Origin of the sequence: Kitasatospora sp. NPDC052896 (genome assembly GCF_044547075.1) — a bacterium.
In the GTDB taxonomy this organism is placed as follows: domain Bacteria; phylum Actinomycetota; class Actinomycetes; order Streptomycetales; family Streptomycetaceae; genus Kitasatospora.
Genome location: NZ_JBITZU010000001.1, coordinates 804,531 through 819,057, shown reverse-complemented (window position 1 = coordinate 819,057; position 14,527 = coordinate 804,531). Strand labels below are relative to the sequence as shown.

Genomic DNA, 14,527 nt, shown 5'->3' with positions numbered 1-14,527 from the left:
TCAGCGTCTGGTTGTTGGGATCGGCGAGAGGTGCGTTGGGTATGCCGGGGAGACGGGCGCTGGGGCGTCGGTTCGGGTGGCTGTGGGCGGCGTACGCGGTCAGCTCGTACGGCTCGGGGTTCGGGTTCGGCGCGCTGCCCCTGATCGCGGTCCTCGTGCTGCACTCCGGGCCGACCCAGGTGGCGGCGCTGGCCGCCGCGGGGCGGGCCGTGGGAGCCGTGGTCGCGGTGCCGCTCGGTCCGTGGATGGAGTTCCGCCGCAAGCGGCCGGTGATGATGGCGATGGACCTGACCCGGTTCGCGGCGTTGCTGAGCATCCCCGCCGCGTTCGCGCTCGGCCGGCTCGGCTTCGCCCAGCTCCTCGTCGTCTCCGTCGTCGTGGCCGCGGCCGACATCGCCTTCAAGGCGGCCAGCGGCGCGTTCCTGAAGGCGCTCGTGCCGCCGGAGGACCTGCTCGTCGCGAACGGCCGGTTCGAGTCCACGACGTGGACCGCGACCGTGGTCGGGCCGCCGCTCGGCGGGGCCGCGATCGGGCTCTTCGGCCCGGTGACGACCGTGCTGGCCGACGCGGTCAGCTACCTGCTCTCGGCGCTGGGGATCCGGGCCATCGGCGGGACGGAACCGCGTCCCACGCGGACCGGTGCGCCGCGGCTGCGTGCGGGCGATCTGCTCGAAGGCTGGCGCCACATCCTCGCCCACCCCGTGCTGCGCCCGCTGTTCTTCAACTCGATCGTGGTCAACGGCCTGATCATGGCCTCCGAGCCGCTGCTCGCCGTACTCCTGCTGGGCCGCCTCGGCTTCGCGCCCTGGCAGTACGGTCTCGCGTTCGCGGCCCCCTGCGTCGGCGGCCTCGTCGGCTCACGCCTCGCGCGCCCGCTCGCGGCGCGGTTCGGGCAGCACAGGGTGATGCTCGCCGTCGGGGCGCTGCGTGCCTGCTGGCCCGCCGGGCTGGCCTTCGTCCAGCCCGGCGTCCCCGGGATCCTCCTCATCGTCGCCGTCCAACTCGGCCTGGTGACCTGCTGCGGCCTGTTCAACCCGGTGCTGGCCACCTACCGCCTCGACCACACCGACCCCGACAAGGTCGCCCGGACCCTGTCCGCGTGGTCGATCAGCAGCAGCGCCGCCATCGCGACCATGACCGCCCTGTGGGGTGCGCTCGCGGCCGTCACCGGCCCACGCGCCGCCATCGCGATCGCCGGTCTCCTCCTGCTGGCCACCCCGTTGCTGCTGCCCCGACGCGAGCGCGCGCCGCGACCCGAGCCGGAACTGGCCCCGAACCACGCGGTCTAGCGGCCCGCGCGAGCCCTGTCACTGAAAGTGGTGGATTGTCCACGGATCGTGCTTGACGGGCCGTGTCGCGCTGTACTGTGGCCGCCGAAGCGGGTCGCCCCTTCCGGACGGAGGGGCGAGCCCGGGCGGGTGTTAGCGCACCCGGCCGGGCTCTTCACCCGTCGAGTGGGACAAAGGACCACTGACGAATGCTCAGGAATGTTACCGCGCCCGCGCGCGACTTCACCCGGATCGCCAACTCCCTGGTGTGGGACGACGATCTCTCCGACGCGGCCTTCCGGCTCCTCGTCCGGTCGTTGGCGCTCCCGGACGTCCGGGCCCGCGCGACCACCGTCACCAAGCTGGCCGCCGGCCTCTCCGGCGGGCGGATCACGGCGGACCGGGCGCGCCGTCAACTCGGCTGCGCCGGACTGCTGCACAGCACCAAGTGGCGCGACGCGACCGGCCAGGTGCGCACCGAGTCCCTGGTGTCCAGCGTCCCGCTCGGCGCCGAGGAGGCGGACCGCCTCTTCACCGCCCACTTCGACCGTGGCGCGCGACCGGGTGCCGGGAAACCGGACTCCGGCGCCACCGAGCTACGGGCACCCGGCACCGCCCTCCCTACGGGAGGAAGACCGGAGGAGAAGACTTCCCCCCTCCCGGTCCCGGACCTCGGCCCGGACGCCCTGGTCGCGGAGCAGGTGCTGACCTCGCTTCGCCGCACCTCCCCCCAACTCGTCCTCGGCGGACGGGAGGTGCGACGGCTCGTCCCACTGGCCGTCGAGTGGTTGGCCCGTGGCGTGACCCCGGAGGGCCTGCGCCACGCCCTCACCGCCGGCCTGCCCGAACCCGTGAAGTGCCCGGCCGCGCTGGTCAGTTCCCGCCTGCGCGAGAAGCTGCCGGAGGCCGTCCACACCGGCCCGGCCGTCCCGCTGCACGACTGTGCGGGCTGCGGACGTTCCTTCCGCCCGCTCACCGGCGAGGAACGGTGCGGGAGTTGCCGTACCGGAGCCGCCGCCACCAGCCAACCGCCCGGCCGGGACGCCGGCCTGGGCTGGCGGGAGCGGGTGGCCCTCGCCACGGCCACGGCCCTGCCCTCCTAGCGCGTCGACGCCTCTCAGAATCCGGTCAGGGTGGTCTTGCCGATCGCGGTGCCCGACTCCAGGACGCGGTGGGCCTCGCGGAGGTTGGCGGCGTTGATCGGGCCGAGGTCCCGGGTGGCCGTGGTGGTGAGGACACCGGTGTCCACGAGCCGCGCGACCTGGGTGAGGATGTGGTGCTGCACCTGCTGGTCCGGCGTCTGGAACATCGAACGGGTGTACATGAACTCCCAGTGGAAGGAGGCGCTCTTCGCCTTGAGCGCGCCGATGTCCAGGGTGTCGAAGTCGTCGATGGCGACGATCTGACCGAAGGGCTTGAGCACCTCGGCGTAGGCTGGGAGGTTCCGGTCGGTGCCGGCCGTGCCGAAGATGTAGTCCACACCGCCCGGCGCGACCTTGGCGAGCTGCTCCACCAGCGGCTGGTGGTGGTCGACCACGCGGTGGGCGCCCATCCGGTAGGCGTACTCGACGGTCTCCGGGCGGGAGGCCGTGCCGATCACCGTCAGGCTGGTCAGGACCCGCGCCAGCTGGACGGCGATCGCGCCGACGCCGCCGGCGGCCGCGGTGACCAGCACGGCGCCGGTCTTCTCGAGCGCGCCGGTGCGCAGGCCCATCCGCTCGAACAGGCCCTCCCAGGCCGTGAGCGCGGTCAGCGGCAGCGCGGCCGCCTCACCGAAGGAGAGCGAGACGGGCTTCGGGCCGACCAGCCGCTCGTCCACCACGTGGTACTGGGAGTTGGCGCCCGGCCGGTCGAGCGCGCCGGCGTAGAAGACCTCGTCACCGACCTTGAACAGCTCGACCTCCGCACCGACCGCGACCACGGTGCCGGCCGCGTCCCAGCCGAGTACCTTCAGGTCACCCGCGGGGTCGACGTTCTGGCGGACCTTGTAGTCGACGGGGTTGACGGCGATGGCCGCCACCTGGACCAGCAGGTCGCGCGGGCCGGGCTGCGGGACCGGCAGCTCGACGTCCACGAGGCTCTCGAGGTCGTCGATCGGCAGGCTCCTGCGGTAGCCGACGGCGCGCATCGTGGTGTTCTGGCTCTGGTTCGAGTTCTCGCTCATGACAGTCTCCAGCTCTTCGGGGTGTCCGGGTGCGGGGTGTCCGGGTGCGGTGGGGCGTGCCCGTGGCGTTGTCCGGGGCGCCTTGTTACGGGAGGAGTTCCGGGTGGGTCGCAAGATAGCGGTCGGCGGCCTGCAGCGGGGTGAGGCCGTCCGCGTTGATGAGGGTGTCGAGTTCCTCGACGCCGTCGTTCCCCAGGTGGAGCGTGTCGAGCCGGGAGACGGCGTCGGGGTGGATGAGGTCGAGCGCCGCCCGGCGGATGACGGGGCTCGCCGCGTCGACGGTGCCCAGCAGGTGCCTGGGGTCGGCGATGGGCCGCAGCCGGTGGAGGCGGTTGAGGTACTGCGGGCGCCAGAGCGGGATGACGAACCACTCCTCGTCGGCGATGCCCCGCTCGACCCGGGTGATGAAGCCGGACTCGGTGCCGGGGGTGAAGGTGTAGCCGAACCGGTCCAGGCCGTACTCGGTCACCATCCGGGCGGAGAAGCGGCTGATGCCCGCTCCGGGGTTGATGCCGTCGATCGCGAGGGTCATCCGGTCGACCACCTCCGGCCGGGTGAGATCGGCGACCTCACGGACCGCCTCGGCCGGTACGTAGGGTGGCACCGCCCAGACGCAGTACGGGTGGTAGTGCGGTGCGAGCACCTGCACGCGGTCGCGGTACCCGGACAGGTACGTGTCGTGGCTGGAGGGCAGCCAGGCGGAGACGAGCACGTCGACCTCGCCGGCCGCCTGTAGCCGGAACAGTTGTTCGTGCGGTGCCTCGATGCCGTTCACCTGGTGGCCGTGGGCTTCCAGCACGCGGCGGGTGACGGCCGCCGCGGCGCGGTGGAAGGACAGCGCGATGTTGCCCACGGTGATCGCGGGCCCGGGGGAGTGCATGGTCATGGCGCTTCCTGTGGTGGGTACAGGGCGTTGTGCAGGGTCGATATCGCCTGTGCGGTGGCGTCGCGGGCCGCCCGGGTGCCGCGCAACGCGTCGAGGACGACGAAGGCGTGGACGGTGCCCGGGTAGCGGACGGCGGTGACGGGTACGCCGACGGCGCGCAGCTTCGCGGCGTACGCCTCGCCCTCGTCGCGCAGCACGTCGGCTTCCGCGGTGATGATCAGAGCCGGTGGGAGACCGGCCAGTTGGTGCGGTTCGGCGCGCAGCGGAGCCGCGGTCGGCTCGTCCCGCAACGCCGGGTCCGGCACGTACTGCTGCCACAACCACCGCAGGTAGTCGGCGCTCTGGAAGTACCCTCGCGCGAACTGCCGGTAGGAGGGGGTGTCGCAGTCCGCCGACAGGGGCGGGTAGAACAGCACCTGCTGGACGAAGGAGAACTCGCCGTGCTCCTTGGCCAGCAGGGTCAGGGCGGCGGCCAGGTTTCCCCCGGCGCTGTCGCCGACCACGGCCATCCGGGCCCCGTCCAGGTCCGCCGCGGCACCGTGGCGGGTGACCCAGCGGGCCACGGAGCGCGCCTGCTGGAGGGCGGCGGGGTAGGGCGCCTCCGGGGCCCGGTCGTACTCGACGAAGACCACGGCCGAGCCGGTCCCCGCCGCGAGTTCGCGCAGCAGCCGGTCGTGGCTGGTCGCGCTGCCGGCGATCCAGCCGCCGCCGTGCAGGTAGAGGATGACCGGCAGGGGGCCCGGCAGTGGTTCGGCGGGCCGGATGACGCGCACCCGTACCGGTGCGCCGGGGCCGGGCACGGTCAGGTCCTCGACCTCGGCCCCGGGGCGTCTCACGTCCGCGCCGGACTGCGCCCGTTCCAGGCGGGCGCGGATCTCCGACACGGGCAGTAGGCGCTGGTCGGGCCCGGCGGCGGCCCGGTCGGCGAGTTCCTGCGCGGCCGGGTCGAGGACCGGCGGCGGCAGGTCGGGCACGTCGGACATGGCGGCTCCTCCGAACACTTGGTGGCGGCGGCCGGCGCGGGTGCGGCTCCGCGCCGGGCCGCCGGCCGTGGGTCAGTCCTGCGGCAGCTGCAGCGGGATGAGCGGGACGATCGACTCCTCCACGACCAGGCCCGCCGCGACCGCGGGCAGGGTGGCGAAGATCTCGCGGGCGGCCTCCACCGACTCGGCGTCCACGATCAGGGCCGCGCCGACGAGGTCCGTGCGGTGGTAGCCGTGCACGATCACGCCGGCCTCGACGAGCTCCTTGGCGCGGGCCAGCTCGGCGTCGATGACCTTGGCGAAGTCCGCCTCGGTGGCGTGCGCGGCTGCCGCGAAGGTGGCGAGAACGCTGGTCTTGGGCTGGTCGGACATGGTGATCACTCCTGGTGGTCTCGGGCGGGGGTCGCGTGACGAGGGGGCGTGGACGCCCGCCCCGTGCGGTGTGACCTCATCCTGCGAAATCCGACAGCCATCAGTCCAAGGAATGTTTTCTATCAAACCCATATGCTGAACACATGGCTACTCTGCGACAGCTCGAATACCTCGTGACCATCGTGGACGAGGGCTCGTTCACCCGCGCCGCCGAGTGCCTGCACATCACCCAGCCCGGGCTGTCCCACCAGTTCCAGGCCCTGGAACGAGAACTCGGCGGGCCCCTGCTGGAGCGCCTGCCGCGCGGCGTGCGGCTCACTCCGGCCGGCCGCGCCATGATCCCGCACGCCCGCGCCGCCCTCGCCGACGCCGAGCGCGCCACCAGCGCCGCCCGTCGGGCCACCGGCGTCACCGACGGCGAACTCCACCTCGCCACGCTCTACTCGATCAGCTTCGGCGTGCTCCCCTCCGCACTCGGGATCTGGCGCGGCGAGCACCCGGGCGTGCGGGTCCGCCTGTTCGAACACCGGCGTACGGACGACCTGATCGCCGCCATGACCGCGGGCCAGGCCGACATCGCCCTCGGTCCGCCGCCCACCGGCTGGGAGGGCCCCACCCGCTACATCGGCACCGAGGAGTTCCTGGTCGTCACCCACTCCGGCGACCCGGCGGCCGCCTCGGAGCACGCGCCACGGATCCGCCTGACCGACCTGGCGGACCGCGAGTGGGTCCACTTCACCCCGGACAGCGGGCTCGCCGACATCCTCGACCAGGCGTGCGCCACCGCCGGATTCCGCCCGCGGATCGCCGTACGCACCGAGCAGGCCCCCGCGGCGGCCAACTACGCGGCGGCGGGACTCGGCCCCACCCTCGTCCCCGCCAACACCATCCCGCCGCACTTCGGCGGCATACTCCTGCGCCCCGACCCCCCGGTCAGCCGCCCCCTCACCGCATACACCCGGACCAGCCCCGACCCCATCGCCACCGCCTTCATGGAGACCCTCGCCGAGCAGGTGCTCCTGACGCCGCCCCACGTCCACAACCGCCTGCGCCAGGCGGCCCGCCCGGCCTAGCACCGCGCGGGGGCGAGGTCTTGCCCGTCGTCGGCGACGCCCCTTCGCTGGCTTCCTTCGCGTGGACGGCGGTCAGGTCGGCGTGTGCGGCCATGGCAGGTGATGCGCTGGTACCGGCCTGATTGCGGGGCTGTGGCAAGGAGCGTGCGGATCCTGATGCCGCGATCTCACGCGCTCTCATATGAGTGGTAGGGAGGAGCGCGCCCAACCATTCAGAGGCCGAAAGTAGTTGACGGCTCCCGCCCCGGCGCGGGCGGCTTCGTCTTCAGCCCCCTGGACGCGCCAGTGCGCCCTTGACGGTGCCGTGCCGCTGGGCAATGGTCATGCAAACAAGCGCAACTGGCCTGCCGCGCGAGGTCGTTATGGCACTACGGTTCACGGGCATCGGTCCGAACACGCCGAATGGTCGGATGATCCCGACTCGGAGGAAGGAAGATGGCCGTCTACGGGCCGGCCGCGAAGGACATCATCACCGCAGCCATCGACACCCTCGGGTGAAACCCCGCAATCGGGTGCAAGTGCGTTGAAGGGGAGCATCGTTGCTTCCTACCGTCATCGCCATGGCGGACACTGCGGCGCTCGCGCAGCCGCAGCCCCCCGACGGGCTGCCGCTCGCAGACACCCGACCTACGACCAACTGCACGAACGAGCCTGCATCGAGTGCGCCAGCACCGAGGCTCCAGCGGTCTGTACGGCGTGCGGCCGGCGGAGCGGGTACCGGCTGAGCTCCTCCGCCGGACCGCCACCGGTCGGGGAGCGGCCGCACGGTGCCGCCGGGGCGGCCACCTGACGGCGGGGGCGCGAACGGAACTCCGCTGCTCCCCGCCGTCACCTCCCCGCGCCGTCGGCCATGCCCAACCCGACTCGTACCGCGCGCTCCACGGGGGAGTGGGCACCGTCGCGGCGGTCCAGGTCGAGCAGGCCGGTCGGCATCAGCGGGGGCTGGGCGATGAACCTGGCGGCGCTGCCGAGGTTGGGCTGGGCGGCGTGGATCAGGAACGGGTGGCACAGGTAGACGTCGCCGGCCCGGCCGGTGGCGAGTGCGGTCGGCCGATCCGGAGCGTCGAGCCGGCCCGCGGCGTCCATGGTCCCGCAGAGGTCGAAGAGGTCCCTGCCGCGCTCGCCGGCGGCCTCCAGGAAGGGTGGGACGTCGAGGTGCGAGCCGACCTTGATCCGGGTCGGTCCGTGGGCGGCGTCGACGTCGGAGAAGAGGAACAGCATCAACAGCGCCCGGTCACGGGACCGGAGGTTGACCCGGTAACCGGCCTCGCCCTCGGGGGTGTAACTGCCGTCCAGGTGCCAGCCGGTGTCGCCCGGGTCGTCAGGATGCGGGAACCGGATGGGGAAGGTGCCCAGGCCGGTGCGGGGCACCCAGCGGCCCGTGCCGACGAGTTGGTCGAAGGCGCCGTGCAGGCGGGCGGTGGTCGCCGCCCGCTGGAACGGCTCGTCCCCGTAGCCGTCGAGCCTGATGACCGGCTGGGTCCAGGTCGTGGGGTCGTCGGGATCGAGCCCGGTCTCGCGCCACAGGAACGCCCGGCACTCCTCCGCCAGCGCGCGTGGGAACGCCTCCGGGAGACGGACGAAGCCATCGGTGACGAACCGCTCGATCTCGTCCGCTGTCAGCACTTCACGCATGCCGGTGATTCTCGGCGGGCTGCCGGGAGCCGGCAACCGAAATTCCCGCAGCCGGCCCGGGCCCGGGCGCTAGGCTCCTCCGCCGGACGACCACAGGATGGGGAGAGAGCACGTGCCACAGGCGAGACCGCTGCCGAACGTCACCGATGAGCGCCTCTGCTGGCTCGTCGTGCGTGACGAACTCCACAAGAAGAGCAGCAAGTTGGGCGTCTTCGGGTGGATCACGATCCTCGGCGGCGGACGGCGGGGCGGGGCCGCGCTCGGCGGGGACCTCAGGCGCGAGCAGGCGTCCGGCAGGATGGGCGACTACGCGCTCGCCGTGGACGACGCCGCGAGCACCCTCTCCGCCGACGAGCGCGGGCACCTGCGGGCCACCGGACAGGTCCCCGAGTGGTTCATGGCCGACGTCGAACGTCGCTACCAGGAGATCCACCGACGGCGTTGATCGCGACGGGCGCAGAATGAGTCGCATGACGACGAATCAGTCAGGCGACCCCGACGCCACCACCGCCGACGCCTGGGCCGCCCTCGGCGGTGCGCCCGGGCTGGCGGACGGAGTGGCCTACCACGGACCAGGCGGTGCGCTGCCCTCCCGCCTCCCGGTGCGCGAGCTGGCCCGGGCGACGGTCGGGGTGTGCTCGCTGGCGGCGGCCGAGCTGCTGGCCCGGCGCAACGCCGGCTCGGTGCCCGTCGTGCGGGTGGACGAGGGTGCGGTGGCCACGGCGTTCGTCAGTGAGCGGCACCTGCGGATCGAAGGCGCCCCGGTGACCACCTTCGCGCCGCTCTCCGGCTTCTGGCCGACCGCGGACGGTTGGGTCCGCACCCACGCCAACTACCCCCACCACCGCGCCCGCCTGCTGGCCGCCCTCGGCCTCCCGGACCTGGGCGAGCAGGGCGACGAGGAGAAGACGGCGCGGCGGCTGGCCGCCGAACTGGCCGGCCGTCGGGCCGTCGAGATCCAGGAGACCGCCTACCCGGCCGGCGCGCTCGCCGTCGCCGTGGTGCCGCCGCCCGCCCCGGGTCCGACGCACCCGCTGGTGGAGCGCCACCCCGCCCCCGCCGCCGCCCGCCCGCTGCCGCCCGCCGGGCTGCCCGCCGCCGGCGTCCGGGTGCTCGACCTGACCCGGGTGATCGCCGGGCCGGTGGCGACCCGGACGTTGGCCCTGCTCGGCGCGGACGTCCTGCGGATCGACTCGCCGCGCCTGCCCGAGAGCGCCGACGCCCACGCGGACACCGGCTTCGGCAAGCGCTCGACCCGCCTCGACCTCGAACTCCCCGCCGACCGTGCGGTGTTCGAGCAGCTGCTGGAGACGGCGGACGTCGTGGTCAGCGGCTACCGCCCCGGTGCGCTGGACCGGCTCGGCCTGGGCGCCGACGAACTGCTTGCTCGACGACCGGAGTTGGTGGTGGCGCAGCTCAACGCCTGGGGCTGGCACGGCCCGTGGGCCACCCGACGCGGCTTCGATAGCCTGGTACAGGCCGGCGTCGGGATCGCCGCCCTGGAGGCCGGCCCGGACGGCCGCCCGGGGGTGCTGCCCGCCCAGGCGCTCGACCACGGCACCGGCTACCTGCTGGCCGCCGCCGTCCTGCGCGCGCTCACCGACCGCCAGGAGACCGGTGCCGGCGCCCGGCTCCGCCTCTCGCTCGCCGGCACCGCCGAGTGGCTGCGCGAGCGGATCGAGCCGGTGGGCGGCCGGCCGTCCGGTCGGGCGGACGAACCGTACGACCCCGCGCGCTGGCTGGCCGAGACCCGGACGCCCTACGGCCTCCAGCGGTACGCCCTGCCGCCGATCGGCTACCCGGGCGCCCCCGCCGCCTGGGCGCACGGCCCGGGTCGCTGGGGTGTCGACCGCGCGGAGTGGAAGACGCGGTAGCAGGCCCCGCCGTCCGCGCCCGGGCTCGGCGCCGGGCAAACCCTTTGCCCGGCGCCGAGCCCGGTCCTACGCTCGCCGGATGACCGAGCGATCCACCGACCACCTCCACCACGTGCTGACCGAGCGTCTGGAGCTGCGTGCCGTCCGCCTCGACGACCTCGACCCGCTCCACGCGATCAACTCCGACCCGGACGGTTGGCGCCACCTCCCCGAGGGCCGGCACGCCGAACCGGCGGTCACCCGGGACTGGATCGAACGGGCCCGGGCCCGTTGGGCGGACGGGCTGAGCTACTGGGTCGCCCGGCTGCGCACCGACGGCACGGTGGTCGGCGTCGGCGGGGTCCAGCTCACCGGGCGCGGCTACTGGAACCTCTTCTACCGGCTGGCCACCGCGCACTGGGGGAACGGCTACGCCACCGAGCTCTCCCGAGCCGCGCTGGCCGCCGCGCACGAACACTCCCCGGAGGTCCCGGTGGTGGCCTGGATCCACCAGCACAACGCGGGCTCCCGGGCGGTGGCCGAGCGGCTCGGGCTGATCGACCACGGCGTGCGGCTGGACCCGTTCCACCGCGACATGCTGTACCAGTACGCGGACCGCGCGATACCGATCGTGGACTGACCACCCGCCAACACCCGTGCGGCCCGGGCCGGATGGGGCGTGGCGGCTGGGAGTTTCCGGTGAACCCGCTGCCGGGCTCCCAGCTTGGTCCGCTAGGGTCCGCCCGAACTGTCAGCCGCACCGGTCGCCCCGGCGCGGCTGAGACACCGTCGCGCTTCGCCGGGTCCCGGGCCGGGCGCACACCCTCGTGAGGTGCTCACCCCATGCGTCGCAGTCTCGCCCTCGCGGCCGTCACCACCCTCGCCTCCTCGGTCGTGCTGACGGGGGCCCAGGGTGCGCTGGCCGTGACCGGCACCTCGCCGTCGGCCAAGCCGTCGAACGCGCGGCACGTCGCGCCCACCGCCGCTCCGTCGCTGTCGGCCGACGCCACGCCGGGCCCCGACGCCTCGCCGACCGCGGCCGACGCGGGCACGCCGGTGACCGCCGAGCCGACGCTCAAGGTCCAGGGGCTGGCCCGGCAGGTCACCGCCGGCGGCGGCGCCACCGAGTTCAGCGTCTCGCTCACCAACCAGACCGGCTCCGACCTGGTCTTCTACCCGACGGTCGGGCTGGCGACCCGGGACGGCCAGCTGGACCTCAGCACGCTGAGCCTGGACTACCGGTACCGCAAGGGCGGCTGGCGGCCGGCCACGATCTCCCCCAACGACTCCGAGCTGCTGGTGCTCGACTCGCTGGACGACAGCGGCGAGCCGGCCGGGTCCGGCCTGCAGTTCGTCCCGGCCGGGCAGTCCATCACCATCCAGCTCCGGCTGAAGCTGCCCGCGGACGCCCGGACCGGTCCGGCCGCCGCCTCCTTCGTGGCCTACTGGGCGCCGGTGGACGCCCAGAAGCAGCCGACCCAGGCCGGTGAGCTGACCTCGAGCAGGCCGGACTTCTTCTGCATCCTGCCGCCCCACAAGCCGCACCCGCACCCGACCGGCACCCCGACCGGCACCGGCAAGCCCTCGCCCTCGCCCTCCGCGAGCACCTCGGCCCCGGCCAGCCCGTCACCGACCGTGACCGGTTCGACCGGTCCGACCGGCCCGGCCAGCCCCTCGCCGACCCAGAGCGACTCCACCCCGCCGTCGGCGAGCCCCAGCGCGAGCGGCAGCACGAGTGGCGCGCCGACCACGACCGCGCCCGGCACCCCGGCGCCGTCCTCCTCGTCCAGCACCGACCAGCCGGTGCCGTTCCCGGTCACCCCGCCGAAGTCGACCCCGCTGCCGATCGCCTCGGGTGCGGTGCAGAGCGCCAAGGCCGCGGCACCCGGCAACGACCAGCAGAGCCTGGCCTTCACCGGTGGTGGCGGGGACGCGATGCCGCTCACCATCGGCGGCGCGGCGGCGCTGGTGATCGGTGCGGGCACCCTGGTGGCGCTGCGCCGCCGCAGGGCTGGTGACCACGCCTGACGGCCACCCCGCTGACCTGCTGTCTCCTCTACGTTGGCCGGCCGAAGGCCCGACGTCGGCCTGTCGTTCCTGTTGATCGCATAGGATGTTCGGCCGAGGGGGCCGGTGCGGGGAAGAGGAACAGGTGCGCGAAGCCAGCGAAGAGGAGGCGACGACCGACTACGGTGCTGACACCGGTCGGATCGCGAGTCTGCCCGTCCGCCGTCATCATGCGCTGCTCACTCTCTGGACGATCATCTGGTTCGTGATCGTGGAGCCGAGCGGCGGCGTCTCCTGGCACTACCTGCGCCAGGGCGAGCAGCTGCTCTTCGCCAACCAGCCGGACGGCGGCCTCTCGCTCTACGCGCACCACCCCGAGCTGCAGATCGGCCCGGTCAGCCTGGCCGCGGCCAGGCTCTTCTCGCCGTTCCCGGACAAGATCGGCCAGATCCTGGCCGAGGGCACGATGTCCGCGCTCGGCCTGATCATGCTGGTGCTGGTCGGCCGGACGGCTGCCTGGTACTACCGCGGCACCGGGACCAACCACCGCCGGCTGCAGCAGCGGATCCTGATCGCCGGCCTGGCCTTCATCCCGATGTGGGTGGAGGTCTCGGTCCGCTTCGCGCACCTCGACGACGTGCTGGCGCTCTTCTTCACCACGCTCGCGGTGCACGCCCTGGTCCGCAACAAACCGACCGCGGTGGGCATCTACCTGGCGCTCGCGGTCGACTCCAAACCGTGGGCGATCTCCTTCGTGCCGCTGATCCTGGCCCTGCCGCGGCCGGTCTGGCTGCGCACCTTCCTCTGGATGAGCGGGCTGGTCGCGGCCGCCTGGCTGCCGTTCTACCTGGGCAACCTGGGTTCGATGGCGGCGGCCAAGTTCACCATCCCCAACCAGCCGGCCTCCTCGCTGCGCTGGCTGGGCGTCTCGGACCCGTCCACGCCGGTGTGGGACCGGCCCGCCCAGTTCGCGATCGGGATGGGCCTGGGCACCCTGGCGGTGCGCCGCGGGCGCTGGCCGGCCGTGGTGCTGGTCGGCGCCAACGCCCGGATCCTGCTCGATCCGAGCGTGTACACCTACTACACCGCCTCCATCCTGCTCGGCACACTGCTCTGGGACGCGGTCGGCCAGCGCCGGCTGGTGCCCTGGTGGAGCTGGATCGCCCTGTTCTCGCTCTACGGCGGCACGCTCTTCATCCCGTCCGACGCGGCGCGCGGGTTCGTCCGGCTGGCCTTCGTGGTGATCTCCACCGCGTACGTGCTGCTCTGGCCCAGCAAACCGCCGCGTCGCGGCCGGGGGAGTACGGGGGGCCGGGGCGGTGGCCGCCGGCGCGGCCTGCCGAGGGCACGGGACGAGCACACGCTGGCCACCACGCCCGGCTGAGGTCCGGCACGGCCGCCGCTTGACCCTCACGTGACGTCAGGGTCGAGGGTGGTGCTCGAGCAAGGAGGGAGCACCCCGATGAGCGGTTCCACCGGCCTCCGGACGGCCGGCTACTCGGTCGGCGAGGTCGCCCGGGTGGCCAAGGTCACCGTGCGGACCCTGCACCACTACGACCGGATCGGTCTGCTGTGCCCCGGCGGGCGCACCACGGCCGGCTACCGCCGGTACGACGACGCCGATCTGGGCCGGTTGCAGCGGATCCTGTTCTACCGCGAACTCGGGTTCTCCCTGGAAGAGGTCGCGGCCATCCTCGACGACCCGGGCACCAGCCCCATCGAGCACCTCAGACGCCAGCGTCGGCTGCTGCGGGAGCGGATCGGTCGCCTGGAGGAGTTGGCCGCGGCCGTCGAACGCGCCATGGAGGCAGAGAAGATGGGCATTCAGCTGACGCCGGAGGAGAAGTTCGAGGTCTTCGGCCCGGACTACCAGGAGAGCTGGGAGGGCGAGGCCGAGCAGCGCTGGGGCGGGACCGCGGCCTGGCAGGAGTCGCAGCGCCGCACCGGCCGCTACACCAAGGAGGACTGGCAGCGGATCCAGGCCGAGACGGACGCCCTCACCGGGCGGATGGCCGCCGCCGTCGCCGCCGGCGTGGCACCCGACAGCGGTCCGGCGATGGACCTCGCCGAGGCCCACCGGCAGCAGATCAGCGAGTACTACTACGACTGCGGCCACTCGATGCACCGCTGCTTGGCGGGGATGTACGTGGGCGACCCGCGGTTCACCGCGAACCTCGAGAAGAGCGCGCCCGGCCTGGCCCGCTGGCTGCACGACGCCGTCGTCGCCAACGCCGACCGGGCCGAGGCCGCCGGCTCGGCGCGGTAGCTTCGGGCCGCCCGAGTACT

At 73.4% G+C, this 14,527-nt stretch carries 14 protein-coding genes; 9 read left to right on the top strand and 5 right to left on the bottom strand.

Translation table 11 applies throughout. The features are described 5' to 3' along the window. The first annotated feature begins 41 nt into the window (after positions 1 to 41). Together ACIGXM_RS03885 and ACIGXM_RS03880 are read left to right on the top strand one after the other, a co-directional pair. Positions 42 to 1,289, top strand: a complete 1,248-nt coding sequence (locus ACIGXM_RS03885; RefSeq protein ID WP_396556483.1) for an MFS transporter — start codon at positions 42 to 44, stop codon at positions 1,287 to 1,289. A gap of 188 nt (positions 1,290 to 1,477) precedes the next feature. Then, entirely contained in the window at positions 1,478 to 2,371 is an 894-nt protein-coding gene (locus ACIGXM_RS03880; RefSeq protein ID WP_396556481.1) for a hypothetical protein, read from the top strand. Between the two features lie 14 nt (positions 2,372 to 2,385). Here the strand turns inward: ACIGXM_RS03880 and ACIGXM_RS03875 are convergent, their stop codons facing one another. The 4 genes from ACIGXM_RS03875 to ACIGXM_RS03860 all read right to left on the bottom strand — a co-directional run bounded on the left by ACIGXM_RS03875 (position 2,386) and on the right by ACIGXM_RS03860 (position 5,673). Next, the gene (locus tag ACIGXM_RS03875; protein ID WP_396557368.1) at positions 2,386 to 3,396 is read right to left on the bottom strand and encodes a zinc-binding alcohol dehydrogenase family protein; all 1,011 of its coding nucleotides are present in this window, start codon (positions 3,394 to 3,396) and stop codon (positions 2,386 to 2,388) included. A gap of 121 nt (positions 3,397 to 3,517) precedes the next feature. Continuing rightward, positions 3,518 to 4,318 carry a glycine betaine ABC transporter substrate-binding protein gene (locus tag ACIGXM_RS03870; RefSeq protein WP_396556479.1) on the bottom strand — a complete coding sequence of 267 codons (801 nt, stop codon included), beginning with the start codon at positions 4,316 to 4,318 and terminating at the stop codon, positions 3,518 to 3,520. After that, entirely contained in the window at positions 4,315 to 5,301 is a 987-nt protein-coding gene (locus tag ACIGXM_RS03865) for an alpha/beta hydrolase (RefSeq protein ID WP_396556477.1), read from the bottom strand. The genes ACIGXM_RS03870 and ACIGXM_RS03865 overlap by 4 nt, the downstream gene beginning before the upstream one ends. Before the next feature lie 72 nt (positions 5,302 to 5,373). Further along, positions 5,374 to 5,673, bottom strand: coding sequence for a YciI family protein (locus ACIGXM_RS03860; protein ID WP_396556475.1), 300 nt, complete (start codon positions 5,671 to 5,673; stop codon positions 5,374 to 5,376). Positions 5,674 to 5,816: 143 nt separating this feature from the next. Between ACIGXM_RS03860 and ACIGXM_RS03855 the strand changes: the two genes are divergently transcribed. Then, positions 5,817 to 6,746: a LysR family transcriptional regulator gene (locus ACIGXM_RS03855; RefSeq protein ID WP_396556473.1), complete on the top strand. Its 930-nt coding sequence runs from the start codon at positions 5,817 to 5,819 to the stop codon at positions 6,744 to 6,746. An 828-nt stretch (positions 6,747 to 7,574) separates the two neighbouring features. Here ACIGXM_RS03855 and ACIGXM_RS03850 read toward each other — a convergent pair. Beyond that, positions 7,575 to 8,381, bottom strand: a complete 807-nt coding sequence (locus tag ACIGXM_RS03850; protein WP_396556471.1) for a phytanoyl-CoA dioxygenase family protein — start codon at positions 8,379 to 8,381, stop codon at positions 7,575 to 7,577. A gap of 112 nt (positions 8,382 to 8,493) precedes the next feature. Between ACIGXM_RS03850 and ACIGXM_RS03845 the strand changes: the two genes are divergently transcribed. From ACIGXM_RS03845 to ACIGXM_RS03820, 6 genes are all read left to right on the top strand, one after another. Then, the gene (locus ACIGXM_RS03845; protein ID WP_396556469.1) at positions 8,494 to 8,826 is read left to right on the top strand and encodes a hypothetical protein; all 333 of its coding nucleotides are present in this window, start codon (positions 8,494 to 8,496) and stop codon (positions 8,824 to 8,826) included. A 25-nt stretch (positions 8,827 to 8,851) separates the two neighbouring features. Next, the gene (locus ACIGXM_RS03840; protein ID WP_396556467.1) at positions 8,852 to 10,255 is read left to right on the top strand and encodes a CoA transferase; all 1,404 of its coding nucleotides are present in this window, start codon (positions 8,852 to 8,854) and stop codon (positions 10,253 to 10,255) included. Between the two features lie 79 nt (positions 10,256 to 10,334). Beyond that, a complete protein-coding gene (locus ACIGXM_RS03835; protein ID WP_396556465.1) occupies positions 10,335 to 10,874 on the top strand; it encodes a GNAT family N-acetyltransferase in 540 nt (179 codons plus the stop codon). 203 nt (positions 10,875 to 11,077) lie between these two features. Then, the gene (locus tag ACIGXM_RS03830; protein WP_396556463.1) at positions 11,078 to 12,262 is read left to right on the top strand and encodes a hypothetical protein; all 1,185 of its coding nucleotides are present in this window, start codon (positions 11,078 to 11,080) and stop codon (positions 12,260 to 12,262) included. A 124-nt stretch (positions 12,263 to 12,386) separates the two neighbouring features. Further along, entirely contained in the window at positions 12,387 to 13,625 is a 1,239-nt protein-coding gene (locus ACIGXM_RS03825; protein ID WP_396556461.1) for a hypothetical protein, read from the top strand. Positions 13,626 to 13,703: 78 nt separating this feature from the next. Beyond that, positions 13,704 to 14,507 (top strand): MerR family transcriptional regulator, encoded by an 804-nt coding sequence (locus ACIGXM_RS03820; RefSeq protein WP_396556459.1) that lies wholly within the window; start codon positions 13,704 to 13,706, stop codon positions 14,505 to 14,507. Positions 14,508 to 14,527: the final 20 nt, after the last annotated feature.

Coding starts and splice junctions, on each gene's coding strand:
- ACIGXM_RS03885 (WP_396556483.1), top strand. CDS start 42: ATGCCGGGGAGACGGGCGCTGGGGCGTCGGTTCGGGTGGCTGTGGGCG.
- ACIGXM_RS03880 (WP_396556481.1), top strand. CDS start 1,478: ATGCTCAGGAATGTTACCGCGCCCGCGCGCGACTTCACCCGGATCGCC.
- ACIGXM_RS03875 (WP_396557368.1), bottom strand. CDS start 3,396: ATGCGCGCCGTCGGCTACCGCAGGAGCCTGCCGATCGACGACCTCGAG.
- ACIGXM_RS03870 (WP_396556479.1), bottom strand. CDS start 4,318: ATGACCATGCACTCCCCCGGGCCCGCGATCACCGTGGGCAACATCGCG.
- ACIGXM_RS03865 (WP_396556477.1), bottom strand. CDS start 5,301: ATGTCCGACGTGCCCGACCTGCCGCCGCCGGTCCTCGACCCGGCCGCG.
- ACIGXM_RS03860 (WP_396556475.1), bottom strand. CDS start 5,673: ATGTCCGACCAGCCCAAGACCAGCGTTCTCGCCACCTTCGCGGCAGCC.
- ACIGXM_RS03855 (WP_396556473.1), top strand. CDS start 5,817: ATGGCTACTCTGCGACAGCTCGAATACCTCGTGACCATCGTGGACGAG.
- ACIGXM_RS03850 (WP_396556471.1), bottom strand. CDS start 8,381: ATGCGTGAAGTGCTGACAGCGGACGAGATCGAGCGGTTCGTCACCGAT.
- ACIGXM_RS03840 (WP_396556467.1), top strand. CDS start 8,852: ATGACGACGAATCAGTCAGGCGACCCCGACGCCACCACCGCCGACGCC.
- ACIGXM_RS03835 (WP_396556465.1), top strand. CDS start 10,335: ATGACCGAGCGATCCACCGACCACCTCCACCACGTGCTGACCGAGCGT.
- ACIGXM_RS03830 (WP_396556463.1), top strand. CDS start 11,078: ATGCGTCGCAGTCTCGCCCTCGCGGCCGTCACCACCCTCGCCTCCTCG.
- ACIGXM_RS03820 (WP_396556459.1), top strand. CDS start 13,704: ATGAGCGGTTCCACCGGCCTCCGGACGGCCGGCTACTCGGTCGGCGAG.